The organism is Chloroflexota bacterium, assembly GCA_016197225.1.
Taxonomy (GTDB): domain Bacteria; phylum Chloroflexota; class Anaerolineae; order Anaerolineales; family VGOW01; genus VGOW01.
The window spans coordinates 89,662-106,079 of record JACPWC010000031.1; the positions used below are offsets into that span (position 1 = coordinate 89,662).

Annotated in this window: 12 protein-coding genes; 7 read left to right on the forward strand and 5 right to left on the reverse strand. The window is 61.9% G+C overall.

Annotated elements, in window-relative coordinates; all coding sequences use genetic code 11:
- Positions 1 to 11: 11 nt before the first annotated feature.
- The 7 genes from HYZ49_05945 to thrC all read left to right on the forward strand — a co-directional run bounded on the left by HYZ49_05945 (position 12) and on the right by thrC (position 9,301).
- Positions 12 to 1,007 carry an LLM class flavin-dependent oxidoreductase gene (locus HYZ49_05945; GenBank protein ID MBI3241820.1) on the forward strand — a complete coding sequence of 332 codons (996 nt, stop codon included), beginning with the start codon at positions 12 to 14 and terminating at the stop codon, positions 1,005 to 1,007.
- Positions 1,007 to 1,864 (forward strand): EF2563 family selenium-dependent molybdenum hydroxylase system protein, encoded by an 858-nt coding sequence (locus tag HYZ49_05950; GenBank protein ID MBI3241821.1) that lies wholly within the window; start codon positions 1,007 to 1,009, stop codon positions 1,862 to 1,864. Before HYZ49_05945 ends, HYZ49_05950 begins: the two co-directional genes overlap by 1 nt.
- Positions 1,861 to 3,072 carry a YgeY family selenium metabolism-linked hydrolase gene (locus HYZ49_05955; protein ID MBI3241822.1) on the forward strand — a complete coding sequence of 404 codons (1,212 nt, stop codon included), beginning with the start codon at positions 1,861 to 1,863 and terminating at the stop codon, positions 3,070 to 3,072. The genes HYZ49_05950 and HYZ49_05955 overlap by 4 nt, the downstream gene beginning before the upstream one ends.
- Before the next feature lie 9 nt (positions 3,073 to 3,081).
- Positions 3,082 to 3,855, forward strand: a complete 774-nt coding sequence (locus HYZ49_05960) for an FAD binding domain-containing protein (protein MBI3241823.1) — start codon at positions 3,082 to 3,084, stop codon at positions 3,853 to 3,855.
- A gap of 39 nt (positions 3,856 to 3,894) precedes the next feature.
- Positions 3,895 to 6,828 (forward strand): molybdopterin-dependent oxidoreductase, encoded by a 2,934-nt coding sequence (locus HYZ49_05965; protein ID MBI3241824.1) that lies wholly within the window; start codon positions 3,895 to 3,897, stop codon positions 6,826 to 6,828.
- Positions 6,829 to 6,903: 75 nt separating this feature from the next.
- Positions 6,904 to 8,007 (forward strand): 3-phosphoserine/phosphohydroxythreonine transaminase, encoded by a 1,104-nt coding sequence (gene serC, locus HYZ49_05970; GenBank protein MBI3241825.1) that lies wholly within the window; start codon positions 6,904 to 6,906, stop codon positions 8,005 to 8,007.
- Positions 8,000 to 9,301 carry a threonine synthase gene (gene thrC / locus HYZ49_05975; GenBank protein MBI3241826.1) on the forward strand — a complete coding sequence of 434 codons (1,302 nt, stop codon included), beginning with the start codon at positions 8,000 to 8,002 and terminating at the stop codon, positions 9,299 to 9,301. The genes serC and thrC overlap by 8 nt, the downstream gene beginning before the upstream one ends.
- A gap of 143 nt (positions 9,302 to 9,444) precedes the next feature.
- Here thrC and HYZ49_05980 read toward each other — a convergent pair whose 3' ends face one another.
- From HYZ49_05980 to HYZ49_06000, 5 genes are read right to left on the reverse strand one after another with little or no spacing between them, the layout of a single operon-like run.
- Positions 9,445 to 10,170, reverse strand: a complete 726-nt coding sequence (locus HYZ49_05980) for a hypothetical protein (GenBank protein MBI3241827.1) — start codon at positions 10,168 to 10,170, stop codon at positions 9,445 to 9,447.
- Between the two features lie 21 nt (positions 10,171 to 10,191).
- On the reverse strand, positions 10,192 to 11,025 hold the full coding sequence (locus tag HYZ49_05985) for a tetratricopeptide repeat protein (protein MBI3241828.1): 834 nt from the start codon (positions 11,023 to 11,025) through the stop codon (positions 10,192 to 10,194).
- Positions 11,022 to 12,875, reverse strand: coding sequence for an ABC transporter ATP-binding protein (locus HYZ49_05990; protein MBI3241829.1), 1,854 nt, complete (start codon positions 12,873 to 12,875; stop codon positions 11,022 to 11,024). Before HYZ49_05990 ends, HYZ49_05985 begins: the two co-directional genes overlap by 4 nt.
- Complete coding sequence (locus HYZ49_05995; protein MBI3241830.1) at positions 12,872 to 15,115, reverse strand: glycosyltransferase; 2,244 nt, start codon at positions 15,113 to 15,115, stop codon at positions 12,872 to 12,874. Before HYZ49_05995 ends, HYZ49_05990 begins: the two co-directional genes overlap by 4 nt.
- The gene (locus HYZ49_06000) at positions 15,112 to 16,410 is read right to left on the reverse strand and encodes an aminoglycoside phosphotransferase family protein (GenBank protein ID MBI3241831.1); all 1,299 of its coding nucleotides are present in this window, start codon (positions 16,408 to 16,410) and stop codon (positions 15,112 to 15,114) included. Before HYZ49_06000 ends, HYZ49_05995 begins: the two co-directional genes overlap by 4 nt.
- Between the last annotated feature and the right edge of the window lie 8 nt (positions 16,411 to 16,418).

The window sequence follows — 16,418 nt, forward strand, 5'->3', positions numbered from 1 at the left end:
AGGAGGCAGGCATGACTCAGCGAGTCGCTCTTTATTTGCAGGACGCTCACCCGTTGCAAGACGGGATCAAATATGCGCAGTACGCCGAGAGCAAGGGCTTCGAGGCGGTGTGGCAGGCCGAGAGCCGGCTGGTGCGCGATGCCGTTGTGCCCATGGCGGCCTTCGCCGCCACCACTTCCAAAATCAAAATTGGATCGGGCGTGATCAACAACTGGACGCGCAACATCGGCCTGCTGGCCGCCACCTGGTTGACGCTGGATGATCTTGCGCCCAATCGCATGATCTGCGGCATTGGCGCCTGGTGGGATCCGCTGGCGAAAAATGTCGGCATCGAGCGCAAGAAGCCTCTGCTGGCCATGCGCGAGACCATCGAGGTTATGCGCCGCTTGTTGCGGATGGAGAACGTCACCTTTCATGGCGAGTTTCACCACGTGACCGGCATTGAGTTGGACGTGGTGCATGGCCGCCGCGAGCCGCGCAACGTGCCGATCTACATCGGGGCAACCGGCGACCAGATGATGGAACTAACCGGCGAGATCGCCGACGGCGCGGTGCTCAACTACTGTGTGCCGCCCGAATATAACGACAAAGCCCTCGAACTGCTTGATAAGGGCGCGAAGAAATCCGGGCGGCGGCTCGAAGACATTGACCGCCCGCAGTTGGTCGTGTGTTCGGTGGATCACGACCGCAAGAAAGCGATTGAGGCGGCCAAAGTCTTGCTCACCCAGTACCTTGCCCAACAGCCGCACATCGCCAAAGCCTCCGGCGTCAGCGAAGACATCGTCAAGAAAGTGCAATCCATCCTCGGCTGGCCGGCCACCAAAGAGCAGGTTCACGAAGCCATGCAGTTCGTGCCCGACGACTTCGTGCTGAAGATTTCGGCCACCGGCACACCCGACGAAGCGCGAGCCAAAGTGCAGGAATACATTAAGCGCGGTTGCACCTGCCCGATCCTCTATCCAATGAGCGATCCCTATTTGATGATTGACACCTTCACCCAAGCATGATGCAAACTTTGGCGGCGGCCCCGCTGGTGCTCATTCGCGGCGGCGGCGACCTCGCTACCGGCATCGCCCACCGCCTGCGCCGCGCCGGGCTGGCCGTGCTCGTCACCGAACTGCCTCAGCCGCTCACCGTGCGCCGGGCGGTCGCGTTTGCCGAGGCGGTTTACGAAGGCGAGATCGAGGTTGAAGGGATCACGGCCAGGCGCGCACCTGATCTTCAAGCGGCGCTGATCTGCATCAACGTCGGGGAAGTCGCCGTGCTGGTGGATGACGTTGGCCTGTCCCTCCCCCGCCTTCAGCCGCCCATCGTCGTGGATGCTCGCATGGCGAAACAACCGCTCGACACGCGCCTGACCGACGCGCCGCTCGTCATTGGCATCGGGCCGGGCTTTGTCGCCGGAGAAAATTGCCACGCGGTGGTGGAGACTAATCGTGGCCACAACCTGGGCCGCGTCTACTGGCAGGGTTGCGCCGAAACCGACACCGGCCAGCCCGAAGCCGTGCAAGGCTTTACCGGTCAGCGTGTGCTACGCGCTCCGAGTGATGGCCTGTTCATCGGTCACGCTCGCATCGGCGACAAAATCAAAGCCGGTGAGGCGCTGGCAAGCGTCGCCGGCCAACCGATCATCACCACCTTCGACGGCGTCTTGCGCGGGATTTTACACGACGGCATCCCCGTCACCGCCGGGATGAAAGTGGGCGACCTTGACCCGCGTGGCCGCCCTGACTACTGTTTCACCATCTCCGACAAAGCCCGGGCCGTGGGCGGCGGAGTCTTGGAAGCAATCCTGGCCGGGGTGGACAAAAGGCGGCCTCAACCTGGAAATTCAACAACAAACTCTCAAGGAGTATCAGCATGACAACCAAAGTTACGCCCGAAACCGTCAAACAAATTCAATCCCGCGTCGCCGAGCAACGCGAGACCCTCATCAAATTCATGCGCGAGATTTGCGCCATCCCCTCGATGGACTCGCAGATCGGGCCGGTGGGCGAGCGCATTCAGGCCGAAATGAAGAAGCTTGGCTACGACGAGGTGCGCTTCGACAAGATGGGCAACACGGTCGGGCGCATTGGCAATGGGCCGAAGAAGATTGTGTTCGACTCGCACATTGACACCGTCGGCATCGGCGACCGCTCGGCCTGGCAATGGGATCCGTTTGAGGGCAAAGTGGAAGATGGGGTTTTGTACGCGCGCGGCGCTTGCGACGAGAAGGGTAGCACGCCGGGCATGGTTTATGGTTTGGCTATTGCCCGCGATCTCGGTTTGCTAGACGGCTGGACGGCGTACTATTTTGGCAACATGGAAGAGTGGTGCGATGGCATTGCTCCCAACACCTTCGCCGAAGTGGATCCTAAAGTGCGCCCCGACTTTGTGGTGATTGGCGAGCCGACGCGGATGCAGGTCTATCGCGGCCACAAAGGACGGGTGGAGATCAAGGTCGTGTCCAAAGGCAAGAGCGCCCACGCGGCCAGCAACCATTTGGGGGACAACGCTATCTACAAACTGCTCCCACTGCTCGCCGGCATCCGTGACCTGGAGCCGCAATTAGGCGACCACGAATTTCTCGGCCACGGCAAAATCACTGTGAGCGACATGCAGGTGAAGACCCCCAGCATCAACGCTGTGCCCGACGAAGCCACCGTTTTCATTGACCGCCGCCTGACGTTTGGCGAGGACAAGAATGCCGCCATTGAGCAAGTGCGTTCGCTCATCCCGCCCGAACATCGCAGTTCAATCACCGTTGAGGAGATGTTCTACCAAAACCCGTCGTACACCGGCTTCGTCTTCCCGGTGGACAAATACTTTCCGGCCTGGGCTTACGAGGACTCGCACCCGCTGGTGCAAGCCGGGCAGGCGGCGCGCAAACTCATCGGGTTGGCCGAGGCGCTGAGCGGCAAGTGGAGTTTTAGCACCAATGGCATTTACTGGGCAGGCAAGGCCAGGATCGCATCCATTGGTTTCGGGCCGGGCGACGAAGTGACGGCCCACACCGTGAACGACTCGGTGTCGCTGGACGACATGGTGAAGGCGACCGAGTTCTACGCGGTTCTGCCGGGGTTGCTGTAAAGGTGTCCTATGCCCATTCGCGAGTATCAACGCCCCAAAGATTTGCCCGCCGCCCAGGCCGCCCTGCGCCAGCCAGGGGCAACACCGCTGATGTTTGGGCCGCGTCTGCCCGACGATCCGTTTGCGGGCCTGGATACGGTGGTAGACGTGAGCCGGTTGGAACTCAACTATATTCGCGCGAGCGATGCGGCGATTCGAATCGGAGCCGCCACGCCACTGCAAGCGATTGTCGAGTCGCCGGAAGTGCAAGGTGAAGCGCATGGCCTGCTGGCCGAAGCCGCCCGGTTGGTTGCGCCCCTCACGCTTCGCAACCTGGCGACGATTGGCGGGGCTTCGCAGGCAAAAGACGGCCCGCCCGAAGTGAAGCTGGCCTTGCTGGTGTTGGATGCAACCCGCGCGCCCGGTGATCCTCTAGCCGAAATTGTTCTGCCGCGCTCGCCGCAACCAAGCCCGGGCGCGGCCCTGGCGCGAGTGGCCCGCTCGCCGCGTGACGAGGCCATTGTGGCCGCCGCCGCGAAGTTGTCCGTTGAGAGCGGCCTGTGTCGAAACGTGAGGCTGGCTGTCGCCGGAGATTCTGCCCAACCCCTGCGTGTGACAAGCGCCGAAATTTTGTTGGAAGGCCAGCCGTGGAGTGAAGATAAACTGCGCGCCGTCGTGGAGCGCGTGTTAGCCGAAGCGCAACCTGTCGGCGATTATCGCGGTAGCGCCGAGTATCGAAAAGAAATGGCCGGTGTGCTGGCTCGCCGCGTACTGGCTGAAGCCCGGGAACGCGCCAATAACTAATAACCAATAACCAATTACTGCTGTCAGCGACAGACACTCATGAACATTCAATTCACCCTCAACGGGCAATCCAAAACATTCTCCTGCGCGCCGGGCGAGACGCTCATGTCGCTCTTGCGGCGCTCCGGCATGTGGAGCGTCAAGCACGGCTGTGAGACCGGCGAGTGCGGCGCGTGTTCGGTGTTGATTGACGGCAAGTTGACGCCGACTTGTGTGATGCTGGCCGCGCAAGCCGACGGTCACTCCATCGTTGCCAACGAGTCGCTCAACATCGGCCCAAGCCTGCATCCGATCCATCAGGCGTTTGCCGAGACGGGCGCGATCCAGTGCGGCTACTGCACCCCGGCGATGGCTCTGGCCGCGAAGCAATTGCTGGAGAAGGAGCCGAGGCCCACCGAAGCGCAAGTGCGCGACGCCTTGAGCGGCGTGCTCTGCCGTTGCACTGGCTACGTGAAACCGGTGGAAGCGATTCTGCGGGTGGCGGCGGTTCTGCGCGGCGAGGCGGTTCCACCCATTGATGGCGGCCACGCCATTCCCATCGAGTCGCTCTTCGGCGCGTCCATGCGCCCATTTGAAGAGCCGCCTTCCCCGGCAACCGGCGGCGGCGTTCAGACTCAATCGCGCCTCATCACCTTCCCCACCGTTGACACCAAGCCCACCACCGAAGTCGTCGGTCGCCCCGAAACCAAAGTGGACGCGGTCAAACTGGCGAAGGGCAAACCCGTTTTTGCCGACGACGTTGATCTGCCGGGAATGTTGCACGCGGCCATGCTCACCAGCCCGCACGCTCACGCCCGCATCAAACACATTGACGCCAGCAAAGCCAGAGTCTTGCCCGGCGTTCATGCCGTGCTCACTTATCAGGATGTGCCGCGCGTGATCTACGCCTCGGGTGGACAGACCTGGCCCAACCCCAAGCCCTGGGATCAGGTGTCGCTCGACTCGAAAGTGCGGCACGTGGGCGACCGAGTGGCCGTCGTGGCGGCGGAGTCGCCGGAGATTGCCAAAGAAGCGGTGAAGCTAATCGAAGTTGAGTACGAAGTTCTGCCTTCAGCCTTCACGCCCGACGAGGCGATGAAACCCGGCGCGCCGATCATCCACGACGAGCCGGACGCGGTGGGCATCAACGACGCCGGCCGCAACATCGCCGCCACGATTCACACGACGATTGGCGACATTGACAAAGGCTTGGCCGAGTCCGATCACGTCTTCGAGCGAACGTATCACGTCCACCAAGTTCAGCAGGCGCACATTGAGCCGCACATCGTAGTCACTTACTGGGACGAAGACGAGCGGCTGGTGATTCGCACCAGCACTCAGGTTCCGTTTCATGTGCGGCGCATGGTAGCCCCTCTGCTCGGCCTGCCCGTCAAGCGCATTCGCGTCATCAAGCCCCGCATCGGCGGCGGCTTCGGCGGCAAGCAGGAAATGCTCATCGAAGACCTGTGCGCCCACCTGACCATTGCCACTAGCCGCCCGGTGCGTTTTGAATATACCCGCGAACAGGAGTTCACCAGCGCCCGCTCGCGCCACCCGCAAACCATCACTTACCGCGCTGGGGTGAAGAAGGACGGCACGCTCAATGCGCTTCACATGCATATTGTGGAGAACACGGGCGCGTACGGCACGCACGGCCTCACCGTGTGCAGTGTGGCCGGCATGAGAGGCCTCGCCACTTACAAGAGTCCGCACATGTTGCTCGAGGCCGAGATCGTCTACACGAACATCCCCACACCCGGCGCGTTTCGCGGCTACGGCGCGCCGCAAGGCCTCTTCGCCCTCGAATGTTTGATGGAAGAGATTGCGCTGGAGATGGGCCTCGACCCGGTTGAGTTCCGCTTGAAGAACGCGGTGAAGGTGGGCGACCCGGTGGCAATCACCGGCGCGGTGGGCGAAGGCGATCACGAGGCCGCGGCTCAGATCGTGCAGACCTGCGCCCTGCCCGAATGTGTGGAGCAAGGGGCCGCCGCCATTGCCTGGGATCGTAAACTCGATCCTGCATCTGCCTGGCGTGTCGATCCGAAACGGCCTCACATCCGGCGCGGGCTGGGCATGGCCGTCGCTATGCACGGCACAGCCATCGCCGGACTCGACATGGGCGCGGCCAGCATCAAGATGAACGACGATGGCAGTTTCAACGTCCTGGTCGGGGCCACCGACCTGGGCACCGGCTCGGACACGGTGCTGGCCCAGATCGCCGCCGAGACTCTCGGCGTGCCGTTGAACGACGTCGTCATCTACTCATCCGACACCGACTTCACCCCGTTTGACACCGGCGCTTACGCTTCCAGCACCACCTACATTTCCGGCGGCGCAGTGAAGAAAGCCGCCGAGAAAGTGCGCGCCCAAATTTTCGAGCGCGCCGCCAAAATGCTCAAGACTTCGCTCGAAGGCATGTCGCTCAAAGGCCGCTCGGTCTTTGCGCCCAACGGCGAAAGCGTGACGTTGGAAGCTGTGGCCCTCAACAGCCTGCACACCGAAGACCAGCAACAGATCATGGCCACCGCTTCGCACATGTCGCCGCACTCGCCGCCGCCCTTCGCTGCCCAATACGCCGAAGTGGAAGTGGACACCCAGACCGGTCAGGTGACGGTGACTAAACTGGTGATGGCCGTTGACTGCGGCACAGCCATCAATCCGCAAACGTCCATCGGCCAGATCGAAGGCGGGCAGGTGCAGGCTCTCGGTTACGCCGTCTCTGAAGAAATGGCCTACGACGAAAACGGGCGCTCGCTCGCCACGCGCTTCGGCGACTACCACATCTTTGCCGCCGACGAAGTGCCCGAAGTGCAAGCCATCCTTGTGCCAACTTACGAGCCGAGCGGCCCGTTCGGCGCGAAAGCCGTGGCCGAGATTCCGATGGACGGCGTCGCGCCCGCCGTCGCCAATGCCGTGTTCGACGCCGTCGGCGTCCGCATCCGCGATCTGCCGCTCACGCCGGAAAAGGTGTGGAAGGCGATGAAGGCACAGTAATCGTCGTGAGAGCGGCCTGTAGCCGCGATACTCAATGTCGCGTGTACAGCGCGCTCCCACCCAACAGAGGATCAAATGACAACATCAAAACACGTTCATAACTTCAACGCCGGCCCGGCGGTTCTGCCGCGCCCGGTGCTCGAAAAGGCTCAGGCCGAACTGCTCGACTATAACGGTTGCGGCCTTTCGGTGATGGAGATGAGTCACCGCTCGGCGGAATTTGAAGGGCTGATCAAGCAGGCCGAAGCTGATCTGCGGACTCTCCTCGGCCTGCCCTCAAATTACAAGGTGATGTTTTTACAGGGCGGGGCGACTCTGCAATTCGCCATGTTGCCCATGAACCTCCGCCCCGCCGGAGCCTCCGCCGATTACGTGGTCAGCGGAGTGTGGGGCAAGACGGCCCACAAAGAAGCCGACAAGCTCGGCCCGACTCGCCTGGCCGCCTCGACCGAGAAGACAGGCTTTGATCGTTTGCCCGCCCTCTCTGATCTCGACCTTGATCCCAAAGCCGCTTACTTGCACATCACCGCCAACGAAACGATTCACGGCAACGAGTGGCCGGACGGCGTGCAACCGGCTCCGTCCGACGGCGTGCCGCTGGTGTGCGATATGTCGTCCGACTTTTTGAGCAGGCCAGTGGACGTATCCAAATACGCGCTGATTTACGCGGGCGCGCAAAAGAACGCCGGCCCGGCGGGAACAACCGTCGTCATCATTCGCGACGACCTGCTGGCCCGCGTGCCGCCGAAGATGCCGGTCATGCTCGACTACAAAGTGCTGGCCGAGTCTGGCTCACTGCACAACACACCGCCCTCGTTCGCCATTTACATCGTCGGCCTGGTGTTCCGTTGGCTGTTGGATCTCGGCGGCCTGACCGAGATCGCCAAACGTAACGAAGCGAAGGCCAACCTAGTCTATCAGGTCATTGATCGCAGTGGCGGTTTCTATCGGGGCCACGCCCAGCCGGAGAGCCGATCCAAGATGAATATCCCTTTTCGCCTGCCCTCCGAAGAGTTGGAAAAGCAATTCGTGAAGGAGTCGGAGAAGCAGGGCCTGATCGGACTCAAGGGCCACCGCTCGGTGGGCGGCTTGCGCGCTTCGCTCTACAACGCCCTGCCGCACGAGTCAGCGGAAGTGCTGGCCCAGTTCATGATTGAGTTCCAGCGCGCGAATGGATAAAGCTGTGAGCAATTTTTTAGGCTACCGCTGTTCGTTGTGCGGCGCGGAGTACGCGCCCGATGCCGTTCAATACGTTTGCCCTAAACACGGCGACACAGGCAACCTCGACGTTGTCTTAGATTATGCCGCAATCAACCGCGCGGCCTCGCCCGACTCGATCTCAGCCTCGCCCGACTTTTCCATTTGGCGCTATCTGCCTCTTTTGCCAGTATCATTTCCGTTCCCTTCGTTAACTCCGTTGTCCGCTGTTGGCTGGACGCCACTTTATCGCGCCGACCGCCTCGCCGCCGATCTCAATTTGCGAAACGTGTTTGTGAAGGACGATGGCCGCAACCCGACCGCCTCGTTCAAAGATCGCGCCTCGGCGGTGGTGGTCGCGCGAGGGCGCGAGATCAAGGCTGAGGTGATCGCGGCGGCTTCCACCGGCAACGCGGGCGCGGCTCTGGCCGGGATGGCCGCCGCTGTCGCCCAACCCGTCGTCATCCTGGCCCCCGAAACCGCGCCGCCGGCAAAAGTCGCACAGTTGTTGATGTTTGGAGCGCGGGTGGTTTTGGTGAAGGGCAACTACGACCAGGCGTTTGACCTGACGCTGGAGGCCTCGCGCGAGTTCGGCTGGTATTGCCGCAACACCGGCTACAACCCGTTCACGGCTGAGGGCAAGAAGACGGCGGCGTTTGAGATGTGCGAGCAGTTCACGCAAATCTCCAATAACCAATTACCAATAACCAAATGGCTTGCCCCCGATCGCGTCTTCGTCTCAGTCGGCGATGGCAATATCATCTCCGGCATTCACAAGGGCTTCAAGGATTTGCTGGCCCTCGGCTGGATTGATAAGATGCCAAAGTTGATGGGTGTGCAGGCCGAAGGCTCGGCGGCGTGCGCCAACGCCTGGGCGGCGGACACCGAAACCATCACGCCTGTGTCAGCCAACACCCTCGCCGACAGCATTTCGGTGGACTTGCCGCGCGACGGCGTGCGGGCGGTGCGGGCCGTGCGCGACACCAGCGGCGAATATGTCGTCGTCAGCGACGAGGAAATTTTGGCGGCGATGCGCGACCTGGCGCGCGGGGCGGCGGTCTTCGCCGAGCCGGCCGGGGCCACGGCTTATGCCGGCCTGGTCAAAGCGGCGCGGAGTGGCCTGGTGAAAGCGGACGAAACGATTCTAGTGATGAACACCGGCAACGGTTTGAAGGACGTGAAGTCGGCGATGCGGGCGGCGGGCGAGGCGGTGCGCATTGAGCCGGAGTTGTCGGCGTTGAAGGCGCATTTTCAGAATAGACCTTATCGGAAATAAGCTCATAGCCCGCGTCCTCGCGGGCGGCCAACCGCGAGGACGCGGTTGGATAAGGTTTAATCGCTAAATCGAAATCAACCGAGCAGCACCAACCCAAAAAAGGCCCGGCTTCATGCACGAAGCCGGGCCTCTTCTTTTTGTGATTACGGCTTGGGCGTGTTTGACGGTGACGAGCCGCCGTTGCCGTTGCCGCCCCCTCCGCCTCCATTTCCACCACCTCCTCCGCCTCCATCTTCAGGTTTCGGCGTGCGTGTCGGTTCGGGCGTGTTGGACGAATTGGGCGTTTTCGTCGGCTCTTCAGTGCGAGTCGGCTCAGGCGTATTGGACGGCTGAGGCGTTTTGGTCGGCTCGAAGGTGTTGGTGGGTTGCGGCGTGTTCGAGGGCGACGAGCCGGAGTCTTGGCCAGGCTCTGGCGTGCGAGTCGGTTCAACCGTGTTGGACGGCGACGGCCCGCTGGACTCAGATGTGTTGGTGGGAACGGCAGGCGGCTCGGTGGGTTGGGCCGTGTTGGATGGCGACGGCCCGGCGTTGTCGCCGCTCCCGTTGTTGCTCTGAGACGAGCCGTTGCCTGACGACGAAGATTGAATAGAGTTGGAAGTGGTGGCCTGAGCTTCAACGGTGGCGGCGTTTTCGGTGGATACCGTTTGCAGTTGCAGTTCGATCTGCGCGCGCGTGTCGGGATCGGTTGTCAGAGAGAGTTGAAGTTCGAGCGCAGGCTGGCGGAGCGAGTAGAGAACATCGCCGGGCTTGCTGGCAACCGCCGCATTCGTGATCGTCGAGAGCAGAATGAACAGGCTGATGAGCGTGACAGCCAGCGCCGGCAGGGCCAGGACGGGAAGCGCAATTTTGCGCGCTAAACGGTTGAACATTGAAAACGATTCCTTTTTGATTCAGGGTTGAAGTTGTTGTAGTTGCTGGCCGGCTTGCGTTGCCCAGGTCGAGTCGGGCGCAAGGCTGAGCACCAGCCTGAATTCCTGCCGCGCCTTCTCGGCCTCGGCCTGGTAAGCGTAAACCACGCCCAGGTTGTAGTGCGCGGGCGCGTGGTCGGGGGCCAGGGCCACCGCCTTCTCAAGCGCCAATTCCGCCTTAGCCAGCTCTCCTGCGTTCGCATAAGCCACGCCCAAATTAAGTTGCGCCGTCGAAGAGGCGGGCGCAAGCATCACCGCCTGCTCGTAAGGCGTCAACGCCTCAACAAACTTGCCCTGATCCTGATACAAGTTGCCAAGCCCGATGTAAGCCTGAGCCAGGTTCGGGTCGGCCTCCAGCGCCGTTTGATATGCGGCCTCGGCTTTGGCCCATTCATTCAGCGCATGGTAGAGGGCGGCCAGGTTGTAATGCGCCTCGGCCAGCGCCGGATCAAAAGCGATGGCGGTTTGATATTCGGCAATCGCTTCATCCTGTCGCCCAAGTTGGGTCAGGGTGAGGCCCAGGCTGTTGTGCCAGTTGGCCTGGTTGGGGGCCTGCGCCAGCGCCGCGCGAAAACGCGCTTCGGCCAGAAGATAATCCCCCGCGTCGTAAGCGACCAATCCGTCCAGGTAGATTTGAGCCGGATCGGGCGTCTCGGTTGGAAGTTGTGTTGGAGACGGGGTGACGACTAATGGCGTGCCAGCCACAATGCGCGACGGGTCAACCGTCGCCAGGGTGTAGAACGTCATCGCGCTCACCCCCAGCGGCAGGGCCAGCATCGCCAGGAATCCCAGCGCCAGCCAGCGATTGACGATCATCGGGCCACACCTTCCAACACCGGCATGGCCACATCGGCGCCGCGTTGCAACTGCACCAGCCGGGCGTAATGCCCGCCGAGCCGGATGAGGTCGGCGTGGCGGCCCTTCTCCACGATACGGCCCTGCTCAAGCACCACGATGAGGTCGGCGTCGCGAATGGTAGACAGGCGATGGGCGATGATGAAGGTCGTGCGGCCCTGCATCAGGCGCTCCAGCGCGCTCATCACCAGTTCTTCCGATTCAGCGTCGAGGGCCGCCGTCGGCTCGTCGAGGATCAAAATGGGGGCGTTGCGCAACAAGGCGCGAGCGATGGCGATCCGTTGCCGCTGGCCGCCAGACAGCGTTGCGCCGCGCTCGCCGATGAGGGTCTCGTAACCTTTGGGCAGGCGGCGGATGAATTCGTCGGCGTTGGCGGCGCGGGCGGCGGCCAGAATATCGGCCTCGCTGGCGCCGGGGCGGCCATAGCCAATGTTGTCGCGGAGGGTGGTGGCGAACAGGACCGACTCCTGCGGCACGAGGGCAAACTGTCGTTGCAGGTCTTCTAATTTGATGTCACGCACGTTGACGCCGTCAATCAGAATCTGGCCCGCGCTCACGTCATAGAAGCGGATGAGGAGATTGGTGATGGTGGACTTGCCCGCGCCGGTCGCGCCGATCAGCGCCACCACCTGTCCGGCATCCACCCGCAAATCAAAATCTTGAAGGGTGGGCCGGTCTGGCGCGCTGGCGTAGGCAAACGTCACGTGGTCAAACGTCACCTGGCCTCTGGCCCGGCGCAGAGAGCGGGCGTTTGGCGACTGACGGATGCCAACATCGGCGTCCAACAACTCCGAGAGTCGATCCGCGCCGACGGCGGCCTTCTGCAACTCTCCGGCCAGCGAGCCGAACTTCTTCAGCGGCTTGTAGATCGAACTGAGGTACGACAGGAAGAGCAACAACTCGCCGACGCTGAGCTGGCCGATCAGAATTTGCGAGACGCCATACCAGATCACCGCCGCCGTGCCCGCCGCCTGAATGAAATCAATCACCGGACTGAACGAGGCCGTCCAACGGATGGACTGCAACCCGGCGCGGACGCGCTCTTTGCCGTGCGCCTCAAAACGGGCCTGCTCGTAAGATTCGCGCCCAAAGGCCTTCACCACCCGAATCGCTTCCATGGTTTCCAGCGCCAGGTTTGTCATCTGTCCTTCGTAGTTTCGGGCCGTCCGGGCGCTTTCGCGAATGTTGCGGCGGAAAGTGAGGAACAGGAAGAACAACAGCGGCACGTAAGCCAGAATGATGATCGAGAAGCGCCAGTTGATAAACAACATCACGCTGGCAAAGCCCAGGAACGTCACGGCGTTGACCAGCAATTCGCCCAGGCTTCCCACCAGAGCCACCATCACTTTGCTCGAATCGTCCGTCAAGCGTTTGACCACGTCGCCCATCCGGCTCTGATCGTAAAATTCGAGCGGCAGTCTTTGGACGTGGCTGAAGACGTCGGAGCGCAGGCGGAAGGTGGCTTTCTCTTGAATCGTGCCGTTCATGTACTCGAAGGCGAAAGCGGCCAGGCCCTGCAAAACGGTGAGGCCCAATAGGACAATGCCAAGCACGGCGGTCAGCACCCGTTGATCGTTTCCAATGAAGAGGGTGATGGCGTCTTTCAACGGGCCGGTGAATAATGTGCCGCCGAGGACGTTGTCTACGATGAGTTTGACAGGCCAGGGGGCGAGGGTGTCCAGCACGGCCACCACCAGAATCAAGCCCAGCGAAACAAGAAGCAGGTTGCTGTACGACTTCAGGTAGTGCAGGTAGCGGGTATCAACGCCGATCAGCGGAATGTAGCGCCTGCGGGTTTCCTTGAGGTTCATGCGACCTCCAGACATTGCTGGGTGCGGTGGAGAAGCGGCTCAAAGTGGCGGCTCCAGTTGGGGCGGGCGGCGACCACCTTCATCAGACGGAAGAACGTGGCGGCTTCGTAAAAGGCCATTCTCTGTAAAAAGGCTTCGTCCACAAAACGGTGGCTGGCGTAAGTTTCCAGGAACAGGCCGGCCTCGCGGGAGAACGCATCGAGGTCGTTCAACTGGTCGAGGCCCATGAGGAACAGGTGGGCCAGAAAGTTCGCCGCATCAATAGCCGGGTCGCCGAGGGCCAGCAGGTCGAAATCAATCAGAGTCAGGCGCGGGCCGTCGAATAAAACCTGGCTGTAGTAGAAGTCGCGATGAACGGGTGTGATTGTTTCCGGCGCGGGCAGTTGCGCGGCCCAATCCCGGAGTGCGTCGCGCAAACTCATCACGCTTGCCTCAGATTGAGGGCGGACTTTCAGCAAGGCGGCGGCGAAGAGGGACAGATTTTCCACTTCGTTCGTCAGAAGATACCGGCTCAACGGCTCTTCGCCGGCGCAGGCGGTTGCCAACCCGGACTCATGCAATTTGGCGATGCCCTGCGCGCTTCGCCGGACGTGCATTCGAATGTCGTCCGTTTTGCGGGCCAGCGCATTGAGGGTGGTTCCGCTCGCCCGTTCCTGCAACAACATTCGCATTTCGGGGATGTAAGCCAGCGGTTGCGAAACGTGAATCCCGTCTGCCGCCGCCGGCCCAAAGCATCCCTGCCACAAACGCTGTTGCAGACGAAAGAGGCGCAGGCCGCGTTCGTCTTTGAAAACTTTGCCGATCACGTTTTGGCCGCCGGCCAGTTGGTAGGCCAGCACACAGCGCCGCCCCGGCTTGTATTTGAGCACTTCGATGGCCTCGACGACGACCGGCGGCGACAGGTGTTGTGAGAGAAGCGGCGCGGCCAGGTCGGCGCGCGAGGCGCAATAGAGACGCTGGCGGAGTTTGTGATCGAAGATCGGAAGTGGGACGGGCCGGGGTTCAGCCGCCGGTGTGGATTGGGTGGCGGCTGAACCGTCAACCCAGGCCACCACTGCGCCGGCGTTTTTATCCCAGGTGTGATATTCGAGAATGTGAGTCGCCGCCTTCCAGCCGATCTCTTTGGCGCGAGCCGGGTTGGCCGTCAGGGCGAGAATGGAATTTGCCAGCGAGTCGGCGTTGCCCGGCGAATAAAGGCCGCCGGTCTCGCCGTCTCTGATCAACTCGGCCACCTGCCCGATGTCGGCGGCCACCGTCGGCGCGCCGCAAGCCAGGTATTCGAAAACTTTGAGCGGCGAGAAGTAGAAGTCGGCTAGCGGTGGATGCGGCGAGACGGCCACGTCCATGGCTGCGATGTGAGCCGGGACCTGATCGTGAGCGATGGGGCCGGTGAGGGTGACGGCCTGATCCAGGCCGAGCAGGCTGATGGCCGACCTAAGCGACTCGGGCATGTCGCCCACCAGCAGAAGGTGAAAGCGCGAGTCGGCGGCGAGCAGTTGAACAAAGGCCGCGAGCAGAGTGTCCAGGTCGTGCCAGGGCCGGGGCCGCCCGACGAAGCCGATGACAATTTGATCTTTCAATCCGTAGCTGGCGCGGATTTGCTGGCCGGACACGCCGGGATGAAAGTGAGCGATGTCTACCGCGTTGGGCAGGACGTGAACGCGCTCCGGCGGTGCGCCTTGCTTGAGAACGTAATCGCGCAAGTTGTCTGAAACGACACTGATGGCGCTGGCCCTTGTCAATTGTTCACTTTCGATCCGGGCCGCCGTTTCAGCGTCGGCCAGAGCGCGATAACGCGAGGCTTCGAGGCGCAGGGGCGCGTTGACTTCGAGAACCAGCGGCAGGCCGGTTTCACGGCTGAGGCGCGCGCCGGCATTGCTCCACAGAGAATAACGCTCGTAGATGAAATCGAATGCGCCCGACTCAATTTGCCCTCGCGCCGCTTCAGCCAAAACGCCGGCGTACCCCTGGGCTTGCGCTTCGCGAGCGTTCAGTTCGCGAGCGTTCAATTCGTCCGCCGTTTCGGGCAGCGGCACGACGACGATGTTGGCCGACGGCGAAGGGCCGTCTGCCGGGCCGGGGTTGGGCGCCATCAACGTCACCGAGTGCCCGGCGCGGTTGAAGGCCTCGGCCAGCGCCCGCACGTGAATGGCGGCGCCTTTGTGTCCACGAACGGGGATGCCCCGATCAGCACAGAGGTAAAGGATATTCATCGGTTTCTGGTTGCCGGGAGTCATCATGCCTGCTCCAAACATTCGGTCGCTTCCTGCAGCAACAGCCAGGTCAGCGAGTCCGGCCCGGCCAATGCTTCAACGTGGGGCGCGTGCCGGAACGTTCGCATTGCCATACGGACCAGAGCCAGGCTCTGCATCAGGCGGACGCGCACTTCTAATTCGTTATCCAATTCGGGGGAACGCGCCTGATACTCAGCCAGAAATTCATCTGCGAGATCGCTTAAGAAGGCTTGACCGGTCGCCGCCGCCGTCCGGCGCAGGTCGGCCATGAAGTTGCCCACGTCAATCGCCGGGTCGCCGAAGCCGGCCCGGTCAAAGTCCACCACGCCCAGCCGGTCGCCGTCGAGCAGAAGTTGAGCGGTCTTGTAGTCGCCGTGCAGAAACACGCTGGGCGCTGAATCAAGCCGAACGAGGCGCGCCTTGATCTGCTCACGCAGGGCGTCAACTTGCCCGGCGAGTTCGGGCGCTACGAGATGCAGTTGGCCGGCCCGCTGGCCGTGACGTTCCCAGTCGGAGTCCAATGATCGCCATGACTCGCAGTGGACTTGAAGACGATGGATTTTAGACAAAGCCTCAGCCGCCAACCGGATGGCGGCCCGGCTCTGTTCCATTCCCGTTTGCTCCAGCGCCCGATCCATTGACACGCCGGGGAGCCATTCCATGAGAAGCAGTTCACCGACGACAGCGAGCGGTTTGGGGGTGAGGAGGCCGCGAATTGTTCCCTGCAAATGAACGTCTTTCATCACCTGTCGCACGCTCTCAACCAGCGGCCCCGGCGTGTAAAGCTTGCCCAGCATTTTGGTTGAACCGACGCGATAACGAAGGATGCTCCGCCGGTGAGCGTAGTAAGCCAGCACTTTAATTTCAGGGCGGCGATTTGAGTCGCCGAACACTTGCGCCATTTCTCGTGGATCGAGGGCGCGTGCCAGGAACGGGAGTTTCCAGTCGGACGGAAAAAACTCGACCAGGCACGATGGCTCAGGCAGAAATACTGCCGAGCCGCAACGAGCCTGGTAGTGTTGGGCGAATACTTCCTGAAGTTTGGCGCGTTGGCCGAAGGTGACGACACAACGAGCGGCCTGTTCCAGGTCGCTCTCGAACTCAAGCCGGTAGACGGCGAAGCACTCTTTGCCAGGCGAGTAAGTGACCCGCTCGAGGCGCGCCTCAGTCACTTGTCGCGAGTCGTTCAGGGCGGGCAGAACCGTCTCGTTGAAGAATCCGGCCATCTCGTCGGGCCGCCAGGCCATTTCGAGGTGGCGCAATTTTGGGTCGGGGCGCAGGGCGCTCTCTACAAGTAGCATGGCGCGCT